This window comes from Youngimonas ophiurae (nom. illeg.) (assembly GCF_049803795.1).
Taxonomy (GTDB): Bacteria; Pseudomonadota; Alphaproteobacteria; order Rhodobacterales; family Rhodobacteraceae; genus Thalassobius.
The window spans coordinates 820,566-845,051 of record NZ_JBNAGJ010000001.1; the positions used below are offsets into that span (position 1 = coordinate 820,566).

General features: G+C 62.8%; 21 protein-coding genes and 2 tRNA genes. 8 read left to right on the forward strand and 15 right to left on the reverse strand.

The features are described from left to right. Positions 1–36: 36 nt before the first annotated feature. The gene (gltX, locus tag ACP15O_RS04285; protein ID WP_425094804.1) at positions 37–1,437 is read right to left on the reverse strand and encodes a glutamate--tRNA ligase; all 1,401 of its coding nucleotides are present in this window, start codon (positions 1,435–1,437) and stop codon (positions 37–39) included. Positions 1,438–1,528: 91 nt separating this feature from the next. Between gltX and ACP15O_RS04290 the strand changes: the two genes are divergently transcribed. After that, entirely contained in the window at positions 1,529–3,544 is a 2,016-nt protein-coding gene (locus tag ACP15O_RS04290) for a ComEC/Rec2 family competence protein (protein ID WP_425094805.1), read from the forward strand. Here the strand turns inward: ACP15O_RS04290 and lexA are convergent. From lexA to ACP15O_RS04320, 6 genes are all read right to left on the reverse strand, one after another. Further along, positions 3,538–4,230, reverse strand: coding sequence for a transcriptional repressor LexA (gene lexA, locus ACP15O_RS04295; protein WP_425094806.1), 693 nt, complete (start codon positions 4,228–4,230; stop codon positions 3,538–3,540). The genes ACP15O_RS04290 and lexA overlap by 7 nt on opposite strands. Before the next feature lie 91 nt (positions 4,231–4,321). Beyond that, positions 4,322–5,494, reverse strand: coding sequence for a molybdopterin molybdotransferase MoeA (locus tag ACP15O_RS04300; protein ID WP_425094807.1), 1,173 nt, complete (start codon positions 5,492–5,494; stop codon positions 4,322–4,324). After that, positions 5,491–5,967 (reverse strand): cyclic pyranopterin monophosphate synthase MoaC, encoded by a 477-nt coding sequence (moaC, locus tag ACP15O_RS04305; protein ID WP_425094808.1) that lies wholly within the window; start codon positions 5,965–5,967, stop codon positions 5,491–5,493. Before moaC ends, ACP15O_RS04300 begins: the two co-directional genes overlap by 4 nt. Further along, entirely contained in the window at positions 5,967–6,785 is an 819-nt protein-coding gene (gene trpC, locus ACP15O_RS04310; protein ID WP_425094809.1) for an indole-3-glycerol phosphate synthase TrpC, read from the reverse strand. The genes moaC and trpC overlap by 1 nt, the downstream gene beginning before the upstream one ends. Continuing rightward, the gene (gene trpD, locus ACP15O_RS04315) at positions 6,782–7,804 is read right to left on the reverse strand and encodes an anthranilate phosphoribosyltransferase (protein ID WP_425094810.1); all 1,023 of its coding nucleotides are present in this window, start codon (positions 7,802–7,804) and stop codon (positions 6,782–6,784) included. The genes trpC and trpD overlap by 4 nt, the downstream gene beginning before the upstream one ends. Then, positions 7,801–8,382, reverse strand: a complete 582-nt coding sequence (locus tag ACP15O_RS04320) for an anthranilate synthase component II (protein ID WP_425094811.1) — start codon at positions 8,380–8,382, stop codon at positions 7,801–7,803. Before ACP15O_RS04320 ends, trpD begins: the two co-directional genes overlap by 4 nt. Before the next feature lie 149 nt (positions 8,383–8,531). On the opposite strand from ACP15O_RS04320, the gene ACP15O_RS04325 reads away from it, so the two are divergent. Further along, the gene (locus ACP15O_RS04325) at positions 8,532–9,893 is read left to right on the forward strand and encodes a divergent polysaccharide deacetylase family protein (protein ID WP_425094812.1); all 1,362 of its coding nucleotides are present in this window, start codon (positions 8,532–8,534) and stop codon (positions 9,891–9,893) included. On the opposite strand, the gene ACP15O_RS04330 is transcribed toward ACP15O_RS04325, so the two are convergent. The 6 genes from ACP15O_RS04330 to fabI all read right to left on the reverse strand — a co-directional run bounded on the left by ACP15O_RS04330 (position 9,890) and on the right by fabI (position 16,760). Next, entirely contained in the window at positions 9,890–10,435 is a 546-nt protein-coding gene (locus ACP15O_RS04330; RefSeq protein ID WP_425094813.1) for an rRNA large subunit pseudouridine synthase E, read from the reverse strand. The genes ACP15O_RS04325 and ACP15O_RS04330 overlap by 4 nt on opposite strands. A gap of 122 nt (positions 10,436–10,557) precedes the next feature. After that, the gene (trpE, locus tag ACP15O_RS04335) at positions 10,558–12,069 is read right to left on the reverse strand and encodes an anthranilate synthase component I (protein ID WP_425094814.1); all 1,512 of its coding nucleotides are present in this window, start codon (positions 12,067–12,069) and stop codon (positions 10,558–10,560) included. 11 nt (positions 12,070–12,080) lie between these two features. Beyond that, positions 12,081–13,922 carry a SurA N-terminal domain-containing protein gene (locus ACP15O_RS04340; protein ID WP_425094815.1) on the reverse strand — a complete coding sequence of 614 codons (1,842 nt, stop codon included), beginning with the start codon at positions 13,920–13,922 and terminating at the stop codon, positions 12,081–12,083. 42 nt (positions 13,923–13,964) lie between these two features. Further along, positions 13,965–15,155: an aminotransferase gene (locus tag ACP15O_RS04345; protein ID WP_425094816.1), complete on the reverse strand. Its 1,191-nt coding sequence runs from the start codon at positions 15,153–15,155 to the stop codon at positions 13,965–13,967. A 131-nt stretch (positions 15,156–15,286) separates the two neighbouring features. After that, entirely contained in the window at positions 15,287–15,793 is a 507-nt protein-coding gene (gpt, locus tag ACP15O_RS04350) for a xanthine phosphoribosyltransferase (protein ID WP_425094817.1), read from the reverse strand. Positions 15,794–15,941: 148 nt separating this feature from the next. Further along, positions 15,942–16,760 (reverse strand): enoyl-ACP reductase FabI, encoded by an 819-nt coding sequence (gene fabI, locus ACP15O_RS04355; RefSeq protein WP_425094818.1) that lies wholly within the window; start codon positions 16,758–16,760, stop codon positions 15,942–15,944. Positions 16,761–16,932: 172 nt separating this feature from the next. Here fabI and pdxH point away from each other — a divergent pair, with 172 nt between their 5' ends. The 5 genes from pdxH to ACP15O_RS04380 all read left to right on the forward strand — a co-directional run bounded on the left by pdxH (position 16,933) and on the right by ACP15O_RS04380 (position 23,076). Further along, entirely contained in the window at positions 16,933–17,538 is a 606-nt protein-coding gene (pdxH, locus tag ACP15O_RS04360; protein WP_425094819.1) for a pyridoxamine 5'-phosphate oxidase, read from the forward strand. Between the two features lie 17 nt (positions 17,539–17,555). Then, positions 17,556–18,194: a cold-shock protein gene (locus tag ACP15O_RS04365; RefSeq protein WP_425094820.1), complete on the forward strand. Its 639-nt coding sequence runs from the start codon at positions 17,556–17,558 to the stop codon at positions 18,192–18,194. Next, positions 18,191–18,670, forward strand: coding sequence for a DUF192 domain-containing protein (locus ACP15O_RS04370; RefSeq protein WP_425094821.1), 480 nt, complete (start codon positions 18,191–18,193; stop codon positions 18,668–18,670). Before ACP15O_RS04365 ends, ACP15O_RS04370 begins: the two co-directional genes overlap by 4 nt. 78 nt (positions 18,671–18,748) lie before the next feature. Then, positions 18,749–18,825 (forward strand) — tRNA-Pro (locus ACP15O_RS04375). Positions 18,826–19,395: 570 nt separating this feature from the next. Continuing rightward, on the forward strand, positions 19,396–23,076 hold the full coding sequence (locus ACP15O_RS04380) for a vitamin B12-dependent ribonucleotide reductase (RefSeq protein WP_425094822.1): 3,681 nt from the start codon (positions 19,396–19,398) through the stop codon (positions 23,074–23,076). 123 nt (positions 23,077–23,199) lie between these two features. Here ACP15O_RS04380 and ACP15O_RS04385 read toward each other — a convergent pair whose 3' ends face one another. Both ACP15O_RS04385 and ACP15O_RS04390 read right to left on the reverse strand, forming a co-directional pair. Next, positions 23,200–23,655, reverse strand: a complete 456-nt coding sequence (locus tag ACP15O_RS04385) for a disulfide bond formation protein B (RefSeq protein ID WP_425094823.1) — start codon at positions 23,653–23,655, stop codon at positions 23,200–23,202. After that, the gene (locus ACP15O_RS04390) at positions 23,652–24,230 is read right to left on the reverse strand and encodes a YqaA family protein (RefSeq protein ID WP_425094824.1); all 579 of its coding nucleotides are present in this window, start codon (positions 24,228–24,230) and stop codon (positions 23,652–23,654) included. Before ACP15O_RS04390 ends, ACP15O_RS04385 begins: the two co-directional genes overlap by 4 nt. Positions 24,231–24,348: 118 nt before the next feature. Here ACP15O_RS04390 and ACP15O_RS04395 point away from each other — a divergent pair. Further along, positions 24,349–24,432: transfer RNA gene (locus tag ACP15O_RS04395), tRNA-Leu, on the forward strand. Positions 24,433–24,486 lie beyond the last annotated feature (54 nt).

Consider the following 24,486-nt stretch of genomic DNA (forward strand, 5'->3'; position numbering starts at 1 on the left):
TTTCGGGGGGGTGTGCGGGGCAAATCCCGTCCTCCCTCAGGCCGCTGCGTCGGTCAGGCGGGCGATGGTTTCTTCCCGCCCAAGGACCAGCATCATATCGAGAACGCTAGGGGTTACCGCGCGCCCGGCAAGGGCGGCTCTGAGCGGGCCGGCGAGCTTGCCGAACTTGATACCCTGCGCCTCAGCGACCTGGTTGGCGGCTGCCTCCAGATCGTCTCGCGTCCAGCTAGCATTTTGCAACTGCGGCGTCAATTCTTTCAGTATACAACGGGATACATCATTCAGGTTCTTTGCCGCTTTTTCATCCGGGGAAATCGGCCGGTCTGCCAATGCAAACTGAGCCTTTTCAAGGAGTTGCGGATAGGTTTTGGCGCTGCCTTTCAGAAAGGACATGGCCTGGGACAGGCGCGAAATTTTGTCTTCTTCCAGGGGGGGCATCCCGGTGGCGGCGATGAATTCCTGCAATTCTTTCAGCGCTGCGGCATCCTCCATTGCGGCCAGGTGCTGCCCGCAGATGTTTTCCAGCTTCTTGAAGTCCAACCGCGCCGGAGATTTGCCGATTCCCGGCAGATCGAACCACTCTTTGGCCTGAGCATCGGTGAAAAATTCGTCATCGCCGTGGCTCCAGCCCAGACGGGTCAGGTAATTGCGCATCCCGGCGGCCGGATAGCCCATGGCCTGGTATTCCTCGACCCCCAGCGCGCCGTGGCGTTTCGACAGTTTTTTGCCGTCGGGGCCGTGGATCAGCGGGATATGCGCCCAGACCGGCACGTCCCAGCCCATCGCGTCATAGACCATCTGCTGGCGCGCGGCGTTCATCAGGTGGTCATCCCCCCGGATCGCATGGGTCACGCCCATGTCATGGTCATCGACAACAACGGCCAGCATGTAAACCGGGGTGCCATCGGAACGTAACAGGATCATGTCGTCCAGCTGATCGTTGCGCACGGTCACATCGCCCTGCACCTGATCGCGGATCACCGTCACCCCGTCCTGAGGCGCCTTGATCCGCACCACATAGGGGGCGTCCGGATAGGTGCTGGCGTCAGCGTCCCGCCAGGGGCTGCGGTAGAGGGTGGATTTGCCCTCGGCGCGGGCGGCCTCGCGGAAGGCCTGAATTTCGTCCTGGCTGGCAAAGCACTTATAGGCCTTGCCCTCGGCCAGCAGCTGGCCGGCCACCTCGGCGTGGCGATCGGCGCGTTCGAACTGGCTGACGATTTCGCCGTCATGGTCCAGCCCCAGCCAGGCCATGCCTTTCAGGATTGCAGCGGTGGCCTCTGGGGTCGAGCGTTCGCGGTCCGTGTCCTCGATCCGCAGCAGGAATTTGCCGCCGCGCCCACGCGCATACAGCCAGTTGAACAGCGCGGTGCGCGCCCCGCCGATATGCAGATAGCCAGTGGGCGAGGGGGCGAAGCGGGTGACGACTTGGGTGGACATGCGCAATTTAACCTTTCGGTAACCATGGAGGGGTTAGCGTTTCCGCCTGTCTAGCGGTCCCCCGGATCGAGGACAAGAACAAGGACTGGCCGTGACGCGCATTCCGTTCATCAGCGACGTGCTGCTGGGGCAGCGTCTGCATCTGCTTCCCTGGGCACCCGTCTGTCTGGCGCTGGGGATCGGCGGGTATTTCCTGCTGCCGACAGAGCCCGACGGCAAGCTGCTGCTGATCGCGGCCGCCCTGGCGCTGACCGGGATTGTCGGTGGCTGGCGGCTGGATCCGGAAACCTCGCCTCTGTTCTGGATGGTGGGGCTGGCCGCGCTGGGGGTCTGTCTGGCCAGCGCGCGCACCCATATGCTGGAGGGGCCGGTGCTGAGCTGGCGCTATTACGGCGCGGTGCAGGGGCGGGTGATTGCGGTGGATCGCTCCAGCTCGGACGCGCTGCGGGTCACGTTGGACCGCGTGGTGCTAGAGGATGTCGCACCGCATAAAACGCCCACGCGCGTGCGCCTATCCTTGCATGGCGACTGGAGCCAGCCCGCGCCGGTGCCGGGCAGTGTGGTGATGTTGACGGGCCATCTGTCCCCGCCCAATGGCCCGGCCGAACCGGGCGGTTTTGATTTTCGCCGCCACGCGTGGTTCCAGCAGATCGGAGCGGTCGGCTATACGCGCAACCCGCTGGTTTTGTGGTCTTTTGGCGACGGCGGCGGCGTGGCCGCGATCCGCGCCTACCTGTCCGCGCGTATCCAGCGCGCGCTGCCGGCTGAGGCCGGGGCCTTCGCCGCCGCGGTGATGACGGGCGATCGCTCGGGGATGGCAAAACAGACGCTAGAGACCCTGCGCGCTTCGAATCTGGCGCATCTTCTGGCCATTTCAGGCCTGCATATGGGGCTGCTGGCGGGGGTGGTGTTCGGCGGTCTGCGGCTGGGATTCGCTGCGGTGCCCTGGGTCGGCCTGCGCTTGCCGGCCAAGAAAATCTCGGCCCTTGTGGCCCTTGTGGTCGCGGCGGGGTACCTGGTGCTTTCGGGCGGCAATATCGCCACCGAGCGCGCCTTTATCATGGTGGCCGTCATGCTGCTGGCGCTGGTGTTCAATCGGCGGGCCCTGTCGCTGCGAGCGGTAGCCGTGGCGGCAATGGTGGTGCTGTTTCTGCGTCCCGAGGCGCTGTTAAGTGCCGGTTTTCAAATGTCTTTTGCTGCAACGACCGCGCTGGTGGCGGTGTTCGGCCTGATCCGGGATCATAAGCTGCGGATCGGCCCTGCGTGGGTACAGCCGGTGATCGCGGTGGTGATTTCTTCGGTTGTCGCGGGGGCGGCGACCGCGCCCTTTGGCGCTGCGCATTTTAATCAGGTCTCGCAGTTGGGGCTGATCGCGAATCTGTCCTCGGTGCCGTTGATGGGGGTGCTGGTGATCCCGGCGGGGGTGATTGCGATGTGCCTGATGCCGCTGGGGCTGGAATGGATCGCGCTTTGGGTCATGGGGCTGGGGATGCGCTGGATTCTGGGCGTGGCCGATTGGGTGGCGGGGCTGGAAGGCGCGGTGCGGTTCGTGGTCAGCCCGCAATGGTACGTGCTGCCGCTGCTGACCGTCGGAGCCCTGATCGTCGCGCTCTGGCAAGGAAAGGGGCGTTGGGCCGGAGCGCCGATCTGCGTGTTTGCTCTGGTGCTATGGTCGGGCAGCGCCCGCCCGCTGATGCTGATTTCCGAACAGGGGGCGTTGGTGGGGCTGCAAACAGGCGAGGCGCGGGCGCTCAGCCGGGCGCGCGGGCAGGGATTCGTGGCGCGGAGCTGGTTGGAAAATGACGGGCTGAGGCGGGATCAGGCGGCGGCCGCGCAGCTGTGGCCGGTGGTGCCCGTGGTGGACGGATTGCATGTGCAGGTGGTACGCGGCAAACGGGCGCAGGAAACGGTAAGCTGCACCGCGCAGGACTGGGTGATCTCGGACCGGGTGCTGCCTCAGGGGCTGCCCTGCCGGGTGACCGATGCGCGGGTGACGCGGCGGACAGGTGCCCTTGCGCTGTATGAAACCGCGCGGGGGATCGAGATCAGATCGGCCAATGCCCGCGCGGGCTGTCGCCCCTGGAGCCGGTGCCCGTCACGTCAGTAACTGCGGATCAGACCAACCAGACGGCCCTGCACCTTAACCTTATCCTCGGGCAGGACGCGGGTTTCATAGGCAGGGTTCGCGGCCTCCAGCGCAATGGCATTGCCGCGCCGGAAATAGCGTTTCAGCGTGGCCTCGTGATCCTCGACCAGGGCCACGACGATATCGCCGTTATCCGCGGCCGAGGTTTCGCGGATGATCACCACATCTCCATCGTTGATCCCCGCATCGATCATCGAGTCGCCCTTCACCTCCAGTGCGTAATGCTCGCCCTGACCGGACAGCATCTGATTGGGCACGGCCACCTGGCTGGAGGCATGAGAGATCGCCTCGATCGGGACACCGGCGGCGATACGGCCCATGATGGGCAGTTGCACGGCCTGAACGGCCTCGATCGGCAGGGCGGCGGACGGGGTGCTGTCGGGGCGGTCGCCCTCGATCACGCGGGGGCTGAAACCGGCCTCTCCGCCCATCGATTCGGGCAGTTTGACAATCTCGATCGCGCGGGCGCGGTGGGCCAGGCGGCGGATGAAACCACGTTCCTCCAGCGCGGTGATCAGCCGGTGAATCCCCGATTTCGAGCGCAGATCCAGCGCCTCTTTCATCTCATCAAACGAGGGGGGCACACCGTCGCGCTGGACGCGTTTATGGATAAATTGCAGCAAATCCAGTTGTTTTTTGGTCAGCATATGCCACCTCCAAGCCTGTCCGGTTTGGGTTTGTTCTACGCATGTTCTTGTTTTGTGTCAAGTCCGGTGGCAATATCCGGCGGTGCTGCTGCTAAAGAGCCAGGTAGTTTACCGTTGCGCCCGCCGGGCGGGCCGGATCCTCGGGGGGGCGTACGATCAGCGCGTTGGCCATGCCCAGAACCGACAGCAAAGAGCTGTCCTGACGGTCAAACAGCGTGATCTGCCCGGCATCCACATGCGCGCGCATATAGTGCTGGCGGGGGCCGTTCGCCGGAATATCAGCGCTTAGCTGCGCGCTGAGCGTCCGGGCAGGCTGCGCGGGCAGGCCCTGCATGGCGGCGATCATCGGCAGCACAAACACCGTTCCGCAGACCATGGCCGACACCGGATTTCCCGGCAGGCCCACCATCGCCGCATCTCCCATCCGGCCCGCCATCAACGGCTTGCCGGGGCGCATTTTCACCTTGTAGAAGCTCTGCCGCAGCCCCAGTTGCTGCGCGACTTGGCCCACCAGATCGTGATCCCCAACCGAGGCCCCGCCAATCGTCACAATCAGATCGGCGCCCTTGGCCAGATCGAATGCCATCTGGATCGAGGCCGGATTATCCCGCGCAATCGGCAGGATACGCGCAATCGCCCCGGCCCGATCGAACAGCGCCTTCAGCCCGAATGTATTCGAAACGATGATCTGATCGGGGCCAGGAGTATCGCCGGGCATGACCAGCTCGTCCCCGGTGGAAATCAGCGCGATGTCGGGCCGGCGTGCTACCGTCACCTGCGGAATATTCATCGAGGCCAGCAGAGCCACGTCATTGGGCCCCAGAACGCGCGGGGCGGTCAGGGTGAAGCCGGCGGCAAAGTCATTGCCAGCGGGGCGGATATTGGCGTTCTGGCCGGGATCCCGATCAATGGTGATCGTGTTGACAAAGCGGTCCACGTCTTCCTGAATCACCACGAAATCCACGCCCTCGGGGACGGGGGCGCCGGTGAAAATCCGCACGGCCTGACCGGGGCCAACGGTGCCGTCAAACCCATGTCCGGCGGCGCTTTCGCCGATGATCTTGAACTGCGCGCCCACGGCGACCTCATCCGCGCGGACGCCATAGCCATCCATCGCCGAGGCGGCAAAGGGCGGCTGTGTGCGTTTGGCCACGGCGTCTTTGGCCATCACCCGGCCAGCGGCCTGCGCCAGCGGCACCTCTTCGGTTTCCAGCGGGCGGACCAGCGCGAACAACTGCTCCAGAGCCTCATCTACCGTGATCATGTCGCCTCGTAACGTCCTGATTTTCCGCCATCTTTCAAGATAACGCGGATGCCGCCGATCTCCATCGCCTTATCCACGGCCTTGATCATGTCATAGACGGTCAGCGCGGCGGTGCTGACGGCGGTCAGGGCCTCCATTTCCACGCCGGTCTGGCCGGTGGTTTTCACCGTTGCCTCGATCTGCACGCCGGGCAGGTCCGGATCCAGCGTCAGATCAACCGAGACCTTGGTGACAGGCAGCGGATGGCACAGCGGGATCAGGTCGGGCGTCTTTTTGGCCCCCATGATACCGGCCAGTCGCGCAACGCCCAGAACATCGCCCTTCTTGGCGCGTCCTTCTGAAATGATTTCAAAGGTTTGCGAGGCCATCTTCACCCATCCGGCCGCCGTGGCAATCCGCGCGGTGACAGCCTTATCGGACACGTCCACCATATGCGCGTCGCCCTTGGCGTCGAAATGCGTGAGGCCAGCCATCAGACGCCCCCCGGCATCAGCGGATTGGCCAGCAGCGCGCGCGTCGCGGCGGAGACATTCTCCTGCCGCATCAGGCTTTCGCCAATCAGGAACACGCGCGCGCCATAGCGGGCCATGTCCGACAGATCCTCGGGGGTGAACAGCCCCGATTCCGACACCAGCATCCGATCGGCAGGGGCCAGCCGTGACAGGCGGCGGGTAGTGTCCAGCGTGGTCTCAAAGGTTTTCAGATTGCGGTTATTGATGCCGATCATGCGCGATTTCAGTTGCGCGGCGCGCTCCAGTTCGGCCTCGTCATGGACCTCGATCAGCGCGTCCATGCCCCAGGACGCGGCGGCCTCTTCCAGTTCCTGGGCCTGCGCGTCGCTGACCGAGGCCATGATGATCAGGATACAATCGGCCCCCAGCGCGCGCGCCTCGGCCACCTGATAGGTGTCATACATGAAATCTTTGCGCAGCGCGGGCAGATCGCAGGCATTGCGCGCGGCGGTCAGGTATTCCTTGGCACCCTGAAAGCTGGGCGTGTCGGTCAGCACCGAAAGGCAGGTCGCGCCGCCCGCCTGATAGGCCTGCGCCAGCGCGGGCGGGTCGAAATCGGGGCGGATCAGGCCCTTCGAGGGGCTGGCTTTCTTGATTTCCGCGATCAGGCCATAGCCCGCACGCGACGCCGTGAACAGGGCCTCGGCAAAGGGGCGCACGGGGCTGGCCTCGCGGGCTTCGGCCTCGATGGCCTCCAGCGGTTTGGCGGCCTTGTCGGCGGCGATCTCTTCCAGCTTATAGGCCTTGATCTTGTCCAGAACGGTGCCGGTTTCGGTCATGCGCTTGCCTCCGAGGTGATGCGGGCCAGGGTTTCCACGGATTTCAAAGCCGCGCCGCTGTCAATGGATTCCTGAGCGATTTCAACGCCTTCAGGCAGGGTGCTGGCCTTGTCTGCCACCATCAGCGCGCAGGCGGCATTCAGCAGAACCGCGTCGCGATAGGCGCCTTTGGCCCCTTTGAGCAGCGCGCGCATGGCGGTGCCGTTTTCCTGCGGAGTGCCGCCCAGAATCGCCGACAGAGGGTGCACGGGCAGGCCGGCGTCCTCGGGATGGATCTGGCGGCTGTGGATCTGGCCATTCTCCAGCGCGGCCACCTGAGTAGAGCCGGTGATCGTCACCTCATCCGTGCCGTCCGAGCCATGCACCAGCCACGCCTTTTCCGAGCCCAGAGCCTGTAGCGTTTCGGCCATCGGAAAGATCAGATCGGGCGCAAAGGCCCCGGTCAGCTGGCGTTTCACGCCTGCCGGATTGGTCAGCGGGCCCAGGATGTTGAAAATCGTCTTGCAGCCCAGCTCTTGCCGCACGGGCATGACGAATTTCATCGCAGGGTGATGCATCGGGGCCATCATGAAGCCGATCCCGGCCTCGGCCAGGCCTTTTTCCACCACGTCAGCGCCGACCATCACGTCAATGCCCATCTGGCCCAAAGCATCCGCCGCGCCCGATTTGGAGCTGAGGTTCCGGTTGCCGTGCTTGGCCACGGGCACCCCGGCACCGGCTACCACAAAGGCCGTCGCGGTTGAAATGTTCAGCGTGCCCATGCCGTCTCCGCCGGTGCCGACGATATCCATCGCGCCCTCGGGGGCCTTCACGGGCAGGCATTTGGCGCGCATCACGGCGGCGGCGGCGGCATATTCGGCCACGGATTCGCCGCGCGCGCGCATCGCCATCAGCAGCCCGCCGATCTGGGCGGGGGTGGCGTTGCCCTCGAACAGCTCGGCAAAGGCGGCCTCGGCCTGGGCGCGCGACAGCGGGCCTTCGGAGGCGGCGAAAATCAGGGGTTTCATCGCGTCGCTCATGCGGGGACTTTCATTACATTCAGGAAGTTTTGCAGCATCTGGTGGCCATATTCAGAGCGGATGGATTCGGGGTGAAACTGCACCCCGTGGATGGGCAATTCGCGGTGTTGCAGGCCCATGATGGTGCCGTCTTCCAGCTCGGCGGTGATTTCCAGGCAATCGGGCAGCGAGGCCCGCTCGACCACCAGCGAATGATAGCGTGTTGCCTGAAACGGCGAGGGCAGGCCCGCGAAAATGCCTTTGCCGGTGTGGTGCATCGTGCCCATCTTGCCATGCACGATTTCATGGCAGCGCACCACTTTGCCTCCGAATGCCTGGCCGATGGTCTGGTGGCCCAGACACACGCCCATCAGCGGTGTCCTGGTTTCGGCGGCGGCCTGCGTCAGCGCCAGGCAGATCCCCGCCTGATCGGGATCGCACGGGCCGGGCGACAGCAGGATGCCCGCCGGGTTCATCGCCATGGCGGCCTGCACATCCAGCGCGTCATTGCGGCGCACAACGACATCGGCGCCCAATTCGCCCAAATAATGCACGAGGTTATAGGTAAAACTGTCGTAGTTATCGATCAGAAGCAGCATCCGGCCCGTCTTTTCGCTTTGGCATGTCATTTTGGGGGCTAGAGACCCCCCGCGTGGTCGCGGTATACTTGTTCAGGCTTGGCCCCAAGCGTCAAGGGGGCAGCGGGCCAATCGCGACAAAGAGACGAGCAGAGCAAGAGGGCAGCAACGTGGCAAAAGGTATTCTCCGTGGGTTCGTGACGGGCCTGGTAATTGGCGGCGTCGGGGCAGGGGCCTATTCGCTGCTGTCGGATCCGCCACAGGGGGCGGTGCAGGGGGCGACTCAGGGCACGCCCCCCAAGGCCAGCCCGGTCGAAGTGCCCGCAGGCTCGGATTTCGAAGGCAAGCGCGAGGACCGCGAACCTGTGCTGCCCAAACCCGAGGATGCGCCTCTGCCCGGTGCGGCGCCCAAGATCGAAACGCCCCCGGAAACCGTTGAAACCGCCGAAACCCCCGTGGACGAGGATTCGCGCCAGCCCGCCGCCAAGCCCGAAACCGGCGGTCCGGAAAACACGCTGACCCCGCCCCCCGAGGATACGCCTGCCGAGGATGGGAAAATCTCGACCGATCCGGCCCAGCCCGCCGCGCCTGCGGCCCCCGAGGACAAGGCTTTCCCAGAAAACACCCCCGAAACAGCACAAGACCCCGAGACCACGCCGGAATCCCCTGTCGATGCCTCGCCCGCAGCCGAGCAGAACGAGCCGCCAGCCCCGCCCAAACGGGCCGCGCCCTTGCCCTCGGTCACGGATGAAACCCCCAAGCAGGACCGCCCCGGTATTGGCACGCCGGCAGGCAGGCTGACCGATAAGGACGATCCCGAGCCTCAGACCGACACGGCCCAGCCCGCCCCGCAGCCGCCCATCGTGGCCAATGCCGCCGAGTTTGAAAATCCCGAAGCCAAGCCGCTGATGTCGATCGTCCTGCTGGATGACGGCCAAAGCGACATGGCGCTGGAGGCCCTGGCGGCCTTTCCCTATGCGCTGACCTATGCGGTGGACGCGCTGGCACCCAATGCCGCCGAACGCATGGCCGCTTACCGCGCCGCCGGGGTCGAGGTGATGGCGCTGGTTAACCTGCCCGCCGGCTCAACGGCAAGCGACACCGAAACCCTGCTGCGCGGCGCGCTGGAGCGGATGCCGCAAACCGTCGCCGTGATGGAGGGCGATGACAGCGGGCTGCAAACGGATAAGGCGGTCTCGGATCAGGTGTCGGCCATTCTGGCGGAAACCGGCCATGGGCTGGTGCTGTTCCCCAAGGGGCTGAACACCGCGCAGAAACTGGCCACCAAAGAAGGCGTTCCCGCCGCCACCGTGTTCCGCGATTTCGACGCCAAGGATCAAAGCGCGCAGATCATCCGCCGCTTTCTGGATCAGGCCGCCTTCAAGGCCCGGCAAGAGGAAAACGGCGTGATCATGGTGGGCCGTCTGCGCCCCGATACGATCTCGGCGCTGCTCTTGTGGGGGCTTCAGGATCGTGCGGCCACGGTGGCGCTGGCGCCGATCTCGGCGTTGCTGCGCGCGGCGCAGAACTAAGCGTCGCGCCAGGTGCCGGGCGCCAGCCCGTCCAGCGTCCAGTCTCCGACCCGATAGCGGATCAGCCGCAGGGTCGGAAAGCCAACGGCAGCCGTCATCCGCCGCACCTGACGGTTGCGGCCCTCGGTGATGGTCAGCTCGATCCAGCAATCGGGCACGGATTTGCGATAACGGACGGGCGGCGTACGCGGCCACAACCCCGAGGGTTCCTCGATCCGGTGCACTTTGGCCGGGCGGGTCTTGCCATCCTTCAGAATCACCCCGCGCCGCAATCCCTCCAGCGCCTCATCGGTGATCACGCCCTCCACCTGCGCCCAATAGGTCTTGGGCGTCTTAGCCCTGGGATTGGCAATTCGGGCCTGCAACCGCCCATTATCCGTCAATACCAGCAAGCCCTCGCTATCGCGGTCCAGCCGCCCGGCGGCATAGACCCTGGGCACGTCGATGAACTCGGACAGGGTGCGCCGCGCGCTGCCCGCCGTCCCCTTGTCGGTGAACTGAGACAGCACGTCATAAGGTTTGTTGAACAGAATGGTCCGCATTCCGCGCTCCGTTTCAATTGTCCCCGCCCGCAGCCCCGGACGCCCGCCCGAGGCAGAGGCCAAAGGCCGATGCCGAGACATCCAGCGCGCGCGATAGCGCGCTCCGCTTGGGAACAGGGCGGCTATTGATTGCCGTTGCCAGTGAACCGCGCCGCATCCGCCGCCGCGCGCCGGATCGCGTTGGATTTATGCACGGTCTCCATGAATTCGGCCTCGGGATTGGAATCGTAGACGACACCGCCACCGGCCTGAATATACAGCTTCTGATCCTTCACGATCGCCGTGCGCAGCGCGATACACATGTCCATATCGCCCCCCGCGCTGAAATAGCCGCAGCCGCCGCCGTAAACGCCGCGTTTTTCCGGCTCCAGCTCGTCGATGATCTCCATCGCGCGCACTTTGGGCGCGCCGGACACGGTGCCCGCGGGCATCCCGGCAAAAAAGGCGCTCAGCGCGTCCTGATCCTCGGCCAGTTCCCCCACCACATTGGACACGATATGCATCACATGGCTGTAACGCTCGATGATGAATTCCTCGGTCGGGCGAACGGTGCCGATTTTTGAGACCTTCCCAGTATCGTTCCGGCCCAGATCCAGCAGCATCAGGTGCTCGGCCAGCTCTTTCTGATCGGCCAGCAGATCGGCCTCCAGCGCCTTGTCCTCTTCGGGGGTTTTGCCGCGCGGACGGGTGCCGGCGATGGGGCGAATCGTGACCTCTCGGTCAAAGACCCGCACCAGAATCTCGGGGCTGGCGCCAATCACCTGGAAGCCGCCGAAATTGAAATAGAACATAAAGGGCGAGGGATTGGTGCGCCGCAAGGACCGATAGAGACTAAACGGCGGCAGCGGGAAATCCTGCGTCCAGCGCTGCGAGGGCACAACCTGAAAAATATCCCCCGCGCGGATGTATTCCTTGGCTTTTTCAACGGCTTGCATATAGCCGTCCTTGGTGAAATTCGATACCGGAGCAGCGGTTTCATGGGCCTGTCCCAGATCGCGGCTGGCCTGGGGCAGGGCGCGTTCCAGATCGCGCACCGCATCCATCACGCGCTCGGCCGCCTGGGCATAGGCCGCGCGGGCCGATTGCCCATCGGACACCCAGGCGGGGCTGACCACGGTTACCTCGCCTTTCACCCCATCCAGCACCGCAACCACCGAGGGCCGCAGCATCAGCGCATCGGGCAGGCCCAGCGGATCGGGGTTCACATCGGGCAGATGTTCCACCAGACGGATCATATCATAGCCCAGATACCCGAACAGCCCGGCGCTGGAGGCGGGCAGATCCTTGGGCAGGTCGATTCTGGATTCGGCGATCAGCGCGCGCAAGGCGGTCAGCGGATCGCTGTCCAGCTTCTGGAACCCTTCGGGGTCAAAGCGGGCGGCGCGGTTCACATAGGCCTCGGTGCCGTGGCATTTCCAGACCAGATCGGGCTTCATCCCGATGATCGAGTAGCGCCCGCGCAGTTCTCCGCCAGTGACGGATTCCAGCATGAACGCATCCTTTTGCGCGCCGGTCAGTTTCAGCATCAAGGACACGGGCGTGTCCAGATCGGCGGCCAGACGGGCATAGACCACCTGGTTTTCGCCATTGTCATAGGCGCGCGCGAAATCGTCGTAAGAGGGGGTCAGTTCCAAAGCGGCGCTCCTTACTGGAAATTCGCGTGAACCGCGTTGATCGCGGCCTGGTCCAGAGAAATACCCGCGCGGTCCTGAATATCCTGCGCATAGGCGGCATAGATGTCCTGTGCCAGCGAGGCGGCGATTTCGCGCTCCAGCTGGGCCGAGATGGCCTGCACATCGGCGCTGTCTGCGTCGGGCGGCAGGATGTCGTTCAGCTGCACGATGGTCACCAGCGTGTCACCGGCCACAACGCTTGCATCGCCTTTGTCCATCGCAAACACCTGTTGCAGGAACCCGGCCGGCGCGCCGGTGACGAAATCATTGCGGGTGATGTTGGTTTCCACCTGCGCGGTCAGCCCCAGCGCGGCCATGTCGCCCTGGGTGGCCAGTTTGGCGACCAGATCGTTCGCCAGCGCGGTCAGGGCCTTGGTGGTTTCGGCTTCTGTCCAGGCTTGGGTGACTTCGGCGCGAACCTCGGCCAGCGGTTTCAGGCGCGGAGCAACGATGTTTTCCAGACGCAGGGCGGCAACCCCGCCATCGTCCAGGCGGATCACCTCGGGGTAATCTCCGTCCTGAACGGCGGTGGCGGCGGCGCGGAAGGCGGCATAGCCGTTGATCGCGTCCTCGGCCTGAAGGTGCCAGTCCATGGTGGCCAGCTGCATCCCGGCCTCGTTTACCAGTTCCTCGATCGTGGCGCCGCCGGCCAGCAGATCGTCGATGTTTTCCGCCTCGGTTTCGATCATCCGGCGGGCGCGGTCGGCGGCCAGCTCGTCACGGATGTCCTGGCGGGCGTCCTCATAGGTGGTTTCCTCGGCGGCCAGAACGGCGTTCACCCGGAACAGCGCGGGGCCCAGCGAGGTTTCGAACGGGCCAACGATGTCCCCCACTTCGGCGTTGAAAACCGCGGGGCCTGCGGTGTCCAGCTCGTCCTGGGTCACATCGCCCAGATCAATGTCCGACAGTTGCAGGCCGCGATCCGTCACAAGGGTTTCGAAATCCGTCTCGCCGGTTTCCATGCGGCCTTTTGCGGCCAGAGCTGCGTCCTCATCCGAGAAGGCCAGCCGTTCCACCAGACGCCGTTCAGGACGCATATAGGTGGCCGCATTGGCGTCATATTGCGCGCGAATGGCGTCTTCCTCGATGGTCACCTGGTCCAGCAGCATCTCGGGCGAGAGCCACACATAGGTCAGCGCCTTCATCTCGGGGGCGGTGAAATCGGGGGCGTTTTCGCTGTGATAGGCGGACAGCTCGGCCTCGGACGGGGCGGGGATGGGGGTGCTCAGCGCGGCGGCATCGACGACGGCCCAGGTAAAGTTCCGGCGCTCGGCGATATAGGTCATCAGCGTGTCCAGATAGGTGTCGGGCATCTGCGCACCGGCGATGATTGCGGTCTGCAGCAGGCCGCGGGCGGCCTCATCGCGCATTTCCTCTTCGAATTCGGCTTCGGTCATGCCGGCCTGGGACAGGGCAAAGCTATAGGATTCGCGATCAAACTTCCCGTCCGAGCCCTGGAAGGCGGTGATCTGCATGATCTGACGGCTGAGATTGGCATCGCCCAGCGACAGGCCCAGCTGGGCGGCCTCATTGTCCAGCGCGGCGGCACCGATCAACTGGCCGACCACCTCTTTGTCCAGCCCGATGCTCTGGACCTGCTCAAAGCTGATGGCGCGGCCGCCCTGGGCTTCGATCGCGCGGATCTGTTCACGCAGGGTGCGGGCATATTTCTGCACGCTAATCTTCTGATCCCCGACCTGGCCGATCGTGCGGACATTTCCAGACAGGTTCACCGCCCCGAACCCGGCCAGCCCCACAATGAGCAAAGCCAACAGAATCCAGACCAGAATTTTCGAAGTACCGCCACGCGCCATGAGCTTCCCTTTGCCGGGTAGATTGAAATCGTGGCTGCGTGTCTACGACGAGACCCCGCGCGGGGCAAGGGCTGCGAGGCGGTCAAACAGCTCTGTGATGCCGGTGCGGTCAATATTGGCAAAGGCAATCCGCAGCTGGCGCGCGCCGGCCGGGTCATCGGGGGGCATGAACATGGTGCCGGGCAGGGCCAGAATGGCGGCGTCCTCGACCAGATCCTGCGCCAGTTGTAAGGACGAGCGCCGGAACGGATGCTGCACATAGGCGAAATAGGCCCCCACGCCCAGCAGCTTCCAGCCCTCGGGGTCCAGCTTGGGGAAGTGTTCCTCGATGGCGGCGCGGCGGTCCAGAATCTCGGCCCGTTCTCCGGCCAGCCATTGCGACAGGTTCCGCATCCCCCACAGCGCGGCGTGCTGGGCCAGCTGATTGGGGCAGATGGCCACGGTGTCCAGGAATTTTTCCACCTCGGCCAGACGGGCAGGCGAGGCAATCATCGCGCCCACGCGGTGCCCGGTCAGCCGGTAGGCCTTGGAGAAGGAATAGAGCTGAATCACCGTGTCGTCCCAATCGGGATCGGCCAGCAGATCATGCGGCGCGCCGGGCTGGCTGTGAAAATCGCGATAGGTTTCGTCAATAATCAGGGCGATCCCGGCGGCGCGGGCGACATCGCGGAAGGCGGCGATCAGCGCGGGCGGATATTCCACTCCGCCAGGATTGTTGGGCGTGACCAGCACAATCGCTCGCGTGCGCTGTGTGATCATCGCCTGCGCCAGATCCGGATCGGGCAGCAAACCCTGCCCGGTAGACAGCGGAACGGCGGTGACTCCGGTCATGTCCAGCCACATTTTATGATTGAAATACCAAGGGGTTGGAAGAAGAACCTCATCCCCTTCGGCGGTCAGCGTGCTGAGCGCCGCACAGAAGGCCTGATTGCAGCCCGAGGTGATGCAGACATTCTCGGGCTGAAGCGCGCCGCCATAGGACCGGCTGAATTGCGCGGCCACTTCGGCGCGCAGCTCGGGCAGGCCCAGCACAGGGCCATAAAGATGCGCGGCAGGCAGATTTACGGCGGTCTCGGCGATGGCCTGGCGCAAAGGCAGGGGCGGGATTTCCACCGGCGCGGCCTGGCTGACATTGATCAGCGGGCGGTCTGGATCAAAGTCCTTGCCCGCGATCCAGCGCCGGGCCTCCATCACCGGAGAAGGGAAAGTCGTGGCGGTGCGCGGCAAAGTCATGAGAGGCCTCACAGTTCGTTCTCTGAGCCCGAGGATAGGCCCCCCAGCGCCCGGCACAAGACCCGATTGCCCCAATCGAAGGACCGCCGGATCAACCTGCCGTCTGGCCGATTCTCAGCAGCGGCGCGCGCCTAGTCGGTGCCGCGGTACGGTTCCACATATTGCAGAGCCATATCCCAGGGGAAGAAAATCCAGGTATCCTGGCTGACCTCGGTGATATAGGTGTCCACCTGCGGGCGGCCTTTGGGCTTGGCATAGACGGTTGCGAAATGCGCCTTGGGGTACATCTGGCGGACCAGCTCCAGGGTTTTGCCGCTGTCCACCAGATCGTCAATCACCAGAATACCCGTTCCATCGCCCATCAGATCGGCATCGGGGGCCTTCAGCACCTTGGCGTTCATCTGAGCCTGATGGTTATAGGATTTCACGCTGATCGTGTCGATCGTGCGGATGTCCAGCTCGCGCGCGATGATCATCGCCGGAGCCATGCCGCCGCGGGTGATGGCCACGATGGCGCGCCAGTTGCCATCATCGGGCCCATGCCCATCCAGCCGCCAGGCCAAGGCGCGGCTGTCACGGTGAATCTGATCCCAGCTGATGTGAAATCCTTTTTCGTGGGGCAGGCGGGTCTCGGCCATGATGTGTCCTTCGTGAAAGCGTTTGGTGCAGTGATAACGCCAATCGCCCGGCCGGGAAAGAGGCCGGGCGTCAGGTCACGCAGACGAAAACACCGGCAGAACGCTCTGCCGGTGTCAGACATGCCAGGGCCGCAGTGCGTTAAGTGCGTTACTTGCGGCCTGTCACGGCGTCGATGTCGGGGGCGTCCACGGCCTTCATGCCGACGACGTGGTATCCCGCATCCACATGCAGGTTTTCCCCCGTCACACCCGAGCCCAGATCGGACAGCAGATACAGCGCCGATTTGCCGACGTCATCAATCGTCACGTTGCGGCGCAGGGGTGAGTTCAGCTCGTTCCATTTCAGGATATAGCGGAAATCGCCGATACCGCTGGCGGCCAGGGTCTTGATCGGCCCGGCGCTGATCGCGTTGACGCGGATGCCGTCCTTGCCCAGATCCTCGGCCAGATATTTCACCGAGGCCTCAAGCGCGGCCTTGGCCACGCCCATGACATTGTAATGCGGCATCACCTGTTCGGCGCCATAGTAGGTCAGCGTCAGGGCGCTGCCGCCGTCTTTCATCAGCTTTTCAGCGCGCTGCATGACCGAGGTAAAGCTGTAGCAGCTGATGTCCATCGTCATCAGGAAATTGTCGCGGCTGGTGTCCACGTAGCGGCCGCGCAGCTCGGTTTTGTCGGAAAACCCGATGGCGTGGACGATGAAATCCAGCTTGCCCCATTTGGCCTCGATTTCTGCAAAGGCCGCATCCACCGAATCCGCATCGGAGACATCGCAGTCGATCAGCGTCTCGACGCCCAGTTGTTCGGCCAGGGGCGCAACGCGTTTACGAAACGCATCCCCCATATAAGAGAAGGCCATTTCGGCGCCCGCGTCGGCGCAGGCCTTGGCGATGCCCCAGGCAATCGACTTATCGTTGGCCAGCCCCATGATCAGACCGCGTTTTCCGGCCATCAGTTGATTTGACATATCGCATTCCCTGACGTGCTAATCTGGTTAAAACTGCTTTAGGGGATCGCAACGGGGGCTTCAAGTGCAGGCTTGACGCGACGTCGTCGTCGCTTAGCTGAAACCGGGACGCTTTCGCGGCCTCGGGCGGGCGGCTATCTTCTGGGCATTCAGACGAAAGAGCATACGAATCATGACAGACAGAACCGGAATTTTTGCAGGCGATGACCCATTCGAGATCGCGCGGAAGTGGCTGAGCGAGGCCGAGAAGACCGAACCGAACGATCCCAACGCCATTGCCTTATCGACGGTGGATTCGCAGGGGCTGCCGAATGTGCGGATGGTTCTGCTGAAGGAAATCGAGGCTAACGCCTTTGTTTTCTACACAAATTTCGAAAGCGCGAAGGCGCAGGAAATTGATGGCGCGGGCAAGGCCGCCTTTGTGATGCACTGGAAATCTCTGCGGCGGCAGATTCGGGTGCGCGGCACTGTCACACGCGAAGAAGGCCCCCAGGCGGATGCCTATTATCATTCCCGTTCGCTCAAAAGTCGTCTGGGCGCCTGGGCGTCGCAACAGTCCCGGCCGCTGTCTTCGCGGGCCGCATTGATGGCAGAGGTGGCCAAAATCACCGCGCAGAAGGGGCCAAACCCGCCGCGCCCATCCTTTTGGGGAGGTTACAGAATCGAGCCTGTTGAGATTGAGTTCTGGGCTGATGGGGCTTTCCGGCTGCACGACAGGTTCGTCTGGCGGCGGGCAAAGCCCAATCTAGACTGGGAAACTACGCGTCTAAATCCGTGACACTCGCGTAACGTGAAATGCAAGCAATTGAAAAAAAGTCAATTTTTGACTTGCAGCCGCATGAGAATTTGTTTCATGTCTGTGTCGGGGATGACGTTCATTTGGGTACCAAAGCTGTGAAGACTGAAGAAAGCGGCGCTCGCAGGGTACACGGGCACGTTAAATGGTTTGACCCTGTGAAGGGGTTTGGTTTCGTACTCGCCGAAGACGGCGGTCCGGATATCCTGCTGCACGCCAATGTTCTCCGTAATTTCGGGCAAAGCTCGATTGCGGATGGCGCATATATTGAGATCTCCGTTCAGGAGACTGGCCGAGGTGTACAGGCCACAGAAGTACATCTGATCGAGCCACCCAAGGGCACCGAAGGGTCGGCGCTTGCGGATTTCGAGGAGTTTGATCCCGAAATCATGCGCAATGCGCCTCTGGAACCGGCCAGGGTGAAATGGTTCGACAAAGCCAAGGGGTTCGGCTTTGCCAACGTGTTTGGCCGCGCAGAAGATGTGTTTGTGCATATCGAGGTTCTGCGCCGGTCCGGTTTGGCCGATCTCCAACCGGGTGAGGCCGTGGGCCTCAGGGTGATCGAGGGCCGTCGCGGACGCATGGCCACCGAAATCCTGGCTTGGGAAGCCGCCCTGAAAAATCAGGAGTCCGAATGATGCGGGCGGGGCAGCTGTTTCTTGCTGCCCTGCTGTGCGTCTGTCTGCTGCCGGCAGCCACTCTGGCCGGGGAATGCAGAACAGACACCGTGCATCTGAAAGGTGACTGGGGCGTCGCTCGGTTCCGGGTTGAGCTGGCCGACGACGCCGCCGAACGTGCACGCGGTCTGATGTATCGCGAATTCCTGCCCTTGGGCGGGGGGATGCTGTTCGTGTATCCCAGGCCGTATCCCGCCAGTTTCTGGATGCGCAACACGCTGATTCCCCTAGACATCATCTTTATGGATGAAACCGGGCGGGTGGTGCATATCCATGAACGCGCCCAGCCGCTGGATGAAACCCCGGTGTCCGGCGGTGATAATGTGCTGTTCGTGCTTGAGGTGAACGGCGGCTTGTCCCGGCAATTGGGGCTGACGGTCGGCAGTGTGATGCGTCATCCGTCGGTGGCGCGAAGCCTGGCGGCCTGGCCCTGTTAGACGCGGCTTAGAAATGCCCGTCGGGGGGCGATTTTCGCTTTTCAATTCCGGATCAGCCTTGTATGTCGGGCCACGGTCCGGGGCGTAGCGCAGTCTGGTAGCGCACCTGTTTTGGGTACAGGGGGTCGTGAGTTCGAATCTCGCCGCCCCGACCATTTTCCACCGATCAGAAATATGCAGAACGGCGCGGTGGTGCCGGGCGGGTTGAAGAACGCTCAAATCTCGGGCGATTCGGGCGAACCACTACATCTGGTAGGCTGTCTCAAGAGGATTGCTCCAGATAGATGAATTTTCTGTGTTTTTTCTGCCGCGCTGCTGAAATTTGACGCCGCAATGCGGCAGGTTCTGGCTAAGCAGGCCGGTTTCCTAGAGATTTCGGAAATATCCACAAAGCTACCCACAGGCCCGTTAACAGGTTGTTAACCAATTGAATCACCGATCCTTCGCCTCTGGGACTGGTCAACACCAAATTCCATAACTTTTCGTAAAAAAATCCGTTGACCCTTTGCCTGCCGATACGCCAGATTGTGTGGGCCAACCGAAAAATCCACAAGATATAGTGGCACCAAGGGCAGCAGACGGAATTCAGCAAATCAGGGGTCCAAGGCCCTGAAATCACTCGGCTTGCGGGGCCGGGGCGGATGGATTTTGCCTGTGACCAGGGCTTCGGAGGGCCCGGCGGAAACAGCCGGACGGAACAAAAGCTGAAGTATGGGGCAGCGCCAATGAAAATCGAAAGAAAGTTCACCAAGGCCGGACAGGACGCGTACGCAGACCTGGATTTCGTGACCACCGCGTCGGAAATCCGCAACCCGGACGGGTCCATCGTGTTCCGTCTGGATGAGGTCGAGGTGCCGCAAAGCTGGAGCCAGGTGGCCTCGGATGTGATTGCGCAGAAATACTTCCGCAAGGCCGGGGTGCCGGTCAAACTGAAGAAGGTCAAAGAGGCGGATGTGCCCGAGTTCCTGTGGCGCTCGGTTCCGGCGACGAAATCCACCGAAAAAACCGGCGAGACCAGCGCCAAGCAGGTGTTCGACCGTTTGGCCGGCGCCTGGGCCTATTGGGGCTGGAAGGGCGGCTATTTCAGTTCCGAGGAAGACGCGCGCGCTTATTACGACGAAATGCGCTTTATGCTGGCCACGCAGAAGGCCGCGCCGAACAGCCCGCAGTGGTTCAACACCGGCCTGCACTGGGCCTATGGCATCGACGGGCCCAGCCAGGGCCACTACTACGTCGATTATCAGAGCAAACAGCTGACCAAATCGGCCAGCGCCTATGAGCACCCGCAGCCCCATGCGTGTTTCATTCAGTCGGTCGCCGATGATCTGGTGGGCGATGGCGGCATCATGGACCTGTGGGTCCGCGAGGCACGCCTGTTCAAATATGGCTCGGGGACGGGCACCAATTTTTCGTCCTTGCGGGCGGCGGACGAGCCCCTGTCGGGGGGGGGTAAATCCTCGGGTCTGATGGGCTTCCTGAAGATCGGTGATCGCGCGGCGGGCGCGATCAAATCGGGCGGCACCACGCGCCGCGCGGCCAAGATGGTGATCTGCGATGTGGATCACCCTGACATTCAGGAATTCGTGAACTGGAAGGTCAAGGAAGAGCAGAAGGTCGCCAGCATCGTCGCCGGATCGAAGATGCACGAGGAACGCCTGAACGAGATTTTCGCCGCGATCCGTGAATGGGACGGCAGCACCGAGGACGCGGTAGATCCCGCCAAGAACGCCACGCTGAAAACCGCGATCCGCAGCGCGCGCAAGGTGCAAATCCCTGAAACCTATGTGAAACGTGTGCTGGATTACGCGCGTCAGGGCTATGACAGCATCGAGTTTCCCACCTATGACACCGATTGGGATTCCGAGGCTTACGCGTCCGTGTCGGGCCAGAACTCGAACAACTCGGTCCGGGTCACCGATGCCTTCCTGAAGGCGGTGAAGGACGATGCCGATTGGGAATTGCTGCGCCGCACCGATGGCGAAATTGCCAAGACCGTCAAGGCGCGCGATCTGTGGGAAGACATCGGCCACGCCGCCTGGGCCTGCGCCGATCCGGGCATTCAGTTCCACGACACCGTCAATGCCTGGCATACCTGCCCGGAAGATGGCGAAATCCGCGGCTCGAACCCGTGCTCGGAATATATGTTCCTGGACGATACCGCCTGTAACCTGGCCTCGATGAACCTGCTGACCTTCCTCAAGGATGGCGAGTTCCAGGCCGAGGATTACATGCACGCCACCCGCCTGTGGACCGTGACGCTGGAGATCAGCGTGATGATGGCGCAGTTCCCGTCCAAGGAAATCGCGCAGCTCAGCTATGACTTCCGCACGCTGGGTCTGGGGTACGCCAACATTGGCGGTCTGCTGATGAACATGGGTCTGGGCTATGACAGCATCGAGGGCAGGGCGCTTGGCGCGGCCCTGACCGCGATCATGACCGGCGTCGCCTATGCCACCTCGGCCGAGATCGCCGGCGAGCTGGGCCCCTTCGATGGCTATGCGCGCAATAAGGACCACATGCTGCGCGTCATCCGCAACCACCGCACCGCCGCCTATGGCGCCGCTGAGGGTTATGAAGGGCTGGAGGTCAAACCCGTCCCGCTGGATCTGGCCAATGTGCCCGATCAGCGCCTGGCCGAACTGGCCATGACCGCCTGGGACGAGGCGCTGAAACTGGGCGAGGAAAACGGCTATCGGAACGCTCAGGTCAGCGTGATCGCGCCCACCGGCACCATCGGTCTGGTGATGGATTGCGACACCACCGGGATCGAGCCCGATTTCGCGCTGGTGAAGTTCAAGAAACTGGCCGGGGGGGGCTATTTCAAGATCATCAACCGCTCGGTTCCCGCTGCGTTGGAAAAACTGGGCTATTCCAGCGCCCAGACCGAGGAAATCGTCAGCTACGCGGTGGGCCATGGCACCATCGGCAACGCGCCGGGGATCAACCACTCCACCCTGATGCAGCACGGGTTCACCGAAAATGAACTGAACAAGGTCGAAGAGGCCCTGGGCAGCGCCTTTGACATCCGTTTCGTGTTCAACCAGTGGACCCTGGGCGAGGATTTCTGCCAGAACGTGCTGAAAATCTCGGCTGCGCAGCTGAATGACCCGACCTTCGATCTGCTGCGCCACTTGGGCTATTCGAAAACCGACATCGAGGCCGCCAATGACCACGTTTGTGGCACCATGACGCTGGAGGGTGCCCCGCATCTGGATCCGGCGCATTACGCGATCTTCGATTGCGCCAACCCCTGCGGTAAGAAAGGTAAACGCTTCTTGTCGGTAAACAGCCATATCGACATGATGGCGGCCGCGCAGTCGTTCATCTCGGGCGCGATTTCCAAGACGATCAACATGCCCAACGATGCCACAATCCAGGATTGTCAGGCGGCCTATGAGCGGTCCTGGCAGATGGGCATCAAGGCGAATGCTTTGTACCGCGATGGCTCGAAACTGTCGCAGCCGCTGGCCGCCGCGCTGATTGAGGATGACGACGAGGCCGCCGAGATTCTGGAGAGCGGATCCCCCCAGGAAAAAGCTGCCGTTCTGGCCGAGAAAATCGTGGAAAAAGTCGTGGTCAAAGAGCTGGTCCGCAGCCACCGCGAGAAGATGCCGGAACGCCGCAAAGGCTACACCCAGAAGGCCGTTGTTGGCGGGCACAAGGTCTATCTGCGGACCGGCGAATACGAAGATGGCAGCCTGGGCGAGATCTTCATCGACATGCACAAAGAGGGCGCTGGCTTCCGTGCGATGATGAATAACTTCGCCATCGCGGTGTCGGTTGGCCTGCAATACGGGGTGCCGCTGGAAGAGTTCGTAGACGCGTTTACCTTCACGAAATTCGAGCCCGCGGGCATCGTGCAGGGGAACGACTCTATCAAAAATGCAACATCCATCCTGGATTATATCTTCCGCGAACTGGCGGTTTCTTATCTGGATCGAACAGACTTGGCGCATGTGAAGCCTCAGGGGGCCTCGTTCGACGATCTGGGGCGCGGTGTCGAAGAAGGCGTTTCCAACGTCGAGGAAATCAGCGAGACCGCCGCGAACCGTAGCCTTGAAGTGCTCAAGCAGATCAGCTCGACCGGCTATCTGCGCAAACGCCTGCCGCAGGAGCTGGTGGTTTTGCAGGGTGGACAGACCGCAGGCGGCATGGCCTTAGGCGGAACGGACCCCGAGGCAGCTTTGCAGACGTTGGTGCCTGAAACGGCGGGCGGCGGCGGCACGGCTACGCTGGCCAGCACCACGGCCGTCAGCTCGGGCGCGGTCAGCATGGATGCGCGCACCAAGGCCAAGATGCAGGGCTATGAGGGCGAGGCCTGCGGAGACTGCGGAAACTACACGCTGGTGCGCAACGGCACCTGCATGAAGTGCAACACATGCGGCGCAACCTCGGGTTGTAGTTGATCGGACACGGGGCGGATGCGTCCGCCCCGCGCGACGCTCAGGCCGCAGGCAAAAACACCGAGCGGTATCAATTATTGAGCCTGAGTGCGAAACTGGCCCTCCCTTTGCGGGGGGCCTTTTTCTTTAACCTTTGGCGCGGGCGGCCAGGATCCAGATTGCCATCAACCCGAACGAGGCCAAGGCGTTCCAGCTGGCCATCGAGATGCCGAACAAATCCCAGGCGACCTGATCGCACAAAACCAGCGTGGGCCCGTCGAATGACAGCAGATTTCCGGCGTCCAGGGCGCCGCCTCCGGTACAGCTGGAGGGGCCCTCCCACCAGCCGCGCTCGATCCCGGTATGGTAAACGCCCAGGGCCCCTGTCGTGCCCGCAGCCAGAGCCCCCAGCCAGCACAAAAGACGCGACGGCGTGGCCAGGGCGATCACTCCGATCACGATGGCCGCCGCGTGGGGCCAGCGCTGCCACAGGCAGATCTGACAGGGCGCATAGCCCAAAAACTGAAACACGAAAGCGCCGCCCAGCAGGGCCGTTGACCCGGCTGCTGCCAATGAAATCAGTGTTTTACGCTCAAAGATCATAGATATTTCACCAAGTAGAATCCGCCCAGCAGAATGATCACGAACAGCGTGAACATCAAGCCCAGTCGGCGCTCGATGAAGTCACGAATTGGTGCGCCGTATTTCCACAACAGACCCGCGACGATGAAGAACCGCAATCCGCGTGCGATGATTGACGTGGCGAAAAAGGTTAACAGCGGCAGTCCCGTCCAGCCGGACATGATGGTGATCACCTTGAACGGGAAGGGGGTGATGCCGGCGATCAGCACCGGCCAGAACCCGAAATCGTTAAAACGGCTGTTATATTCGGCCATGGCGTCGGCCTTGCCCATGGATTCCAGGATCGGGCGGCCGATCTGCTCATAAAACTGCGCGCCGATCAGATAGCCCAGCAGCCCGCCCGCAACCGAAGACACCAACGCCACCCCCGCAATCAGCCACGCGCGCGAGGGGCGTGCTAGGATCATCGGGATCATCAGAACATCGGGCGGGATCGGAAAGACCGAGGCCTCGATAAAGGCGATGAACGCCAGTAGCCACAGGGCGCGCGGATGCTCGGCCAGGGACATGGTCCAATTATACAGGCCTTTGATCATGGGGCGCTCCTGTCTGGTTTGCCCTGTTACGCCATGCGTGGGCGATAAGGTCAACACGCGATCGCGTGCGTTTTCGCTCTGGACGCGGGCGAATGGGTTGGATAGACGAATAAAACGTGCCCAAGTGGCGGAATGGTAGACGCAGGGGATTCAAAATCCCCCGCCGCAAGGCGTGCCGGTTCGAGTCCGGCCTTGGGTACCACCTTGATAAGGTGGGGTTTTTTCTGATTTTGGGCTTTGCGGCTATTTTTGCCGT

What these genes read in the sequence shown, in the direction of transcription:
- gltX (WP_425094804.1), bottom strand. Translation starts at nt 1,437, where the DNA reads ATGTCCACCCAAGTCGTCACCCGCTTCGCCCCCTCGCCCACTGGCTAT.
- lexA (WP_425094806.1), bottom strand. Translation starts at nt 4,230, where the DNA reads ATGCTGACCAAAAAACAACTGGATTTGCTGCAATTTATCCATAAACGC.
- ACP15O_RS04300 (WP_425094807.1), bottom strand. Translation starts at nt 5,494, where the DNA reads ATGATCACGGTAGATGAGGCTCTGGAGCAGTTGTTCGCGCTGGTCCGC.
- moaC (WP_425094808.1), bottom strand. Translation starts at nt 5,967, where the DNA reads ATGGCTGGCCTCACGCATTTCGACGCCAAGGGCGACGCGCATATGGTG.
- trpC (WP_425094809.1), bottom strand. Translation starts at nt 6,785, where the DNA reads ATGACCGAAACCGGCACCGTTCTGGACAAGATCAAGGCCTATAAGCTG.
- trpD (WP_425094810.1), bottom strand. Translation starts at nt 7,804, where the DNA reads ATGAGCGACGCGATGAAACCCCTGATTTTCGCCGCCTCCGAAGGCCCG.
- ACP15O_RS04320 (WP_425094811.1), bottom strand. Translation starts at nt 8,382, where the DNA reads ATGCTGCTTCTGATCGATAACTACGACAGTTTTACCTATAACCTCGTG.
- ACP15O_RS04330 (WP_425094813.1), bottom strand. Translation starts at nt 10,435, where the DNA reads ATGCGGACCATTCTGTTCAACAAACCTTATGACGTGCTGTCTCAGTTC.
- ACP15O_RS04340 (WP_425094815.1), bottom strand. Translation starts at nt 13,922, where the DNA reads ATGGCGCGTGGCGGTACTTCGAAAATTCTGGTCTGGATTCTGTTGGCT.
- ACP15O_RS04345 (WP_425094816.1), bottom strand. Translation starts at nt 15,155, where the DNA reads ATGACTTTGCCGCGCACCGCCACGACTTTCCCTTCTCCGGTGATGGAG.
- gpt (WP_425094817.1), bottom strand. Translation starts at nt 15,793, where the DNA reads ATGGCCGAGACCCGCCTGCCCCACGAAAAAGGATTTCACATCAGCTGG.
- fabI (WP_425094818.1), bottom strand. Translation starts at nt 16,760, where the DNA reads ATGTCAAATCAACTGATGGCCGGAAAACGCGGTCTGATCATGGGGCTG.
- pdxH (WP_425094819.1), top strand. Translation starts at nt 16,933, where the DNA reads ATGACAGACAGAACCGGAATTTTTGCAGGCGATGACCCATTCGAGATC.
- ACP15O_RS04365 (WP_425094820.1), top strand. Translation starts at nt 17,556, where the DNA reads ATGCAAGCAATTGAAAAAAAGTCAATTTTTGACTTGCAGCCGCATGAG.
- ACP15O_RS04370 (WP_425094821.1), top strand. Translation starts at nt 18,191, where the DNA reads ATGATGCGGGCGGGGCAGCTGTTTCTTGCTGCCCTGCTGTGCGTCTGT.
- ACP15O_RS04380 (WP_425094822.1), top strand. Translation starts at nt 19,396, where the DNA reads ATGAAAATCGAAAGAAAGTTCACCAAGGCCGGACAGGACGCGTACGCA.
- ACP15O_RS04385 (WP_425094823.1), bottom strand. Translation starts at nt 23,655, where the DNA reads ATGATCTTTGAGCGTAAAACACTGATTTCATTGGCAGCAGCCGGGTCA.
- ACP15O_RS04390 (WP_425094824.1), bottom strand. Translation starts at nt 24,230, where the DNA reads ATGATCAAAGGCCTGTATAATTGGACCATGTCCCTGGCCGAGCATCCG.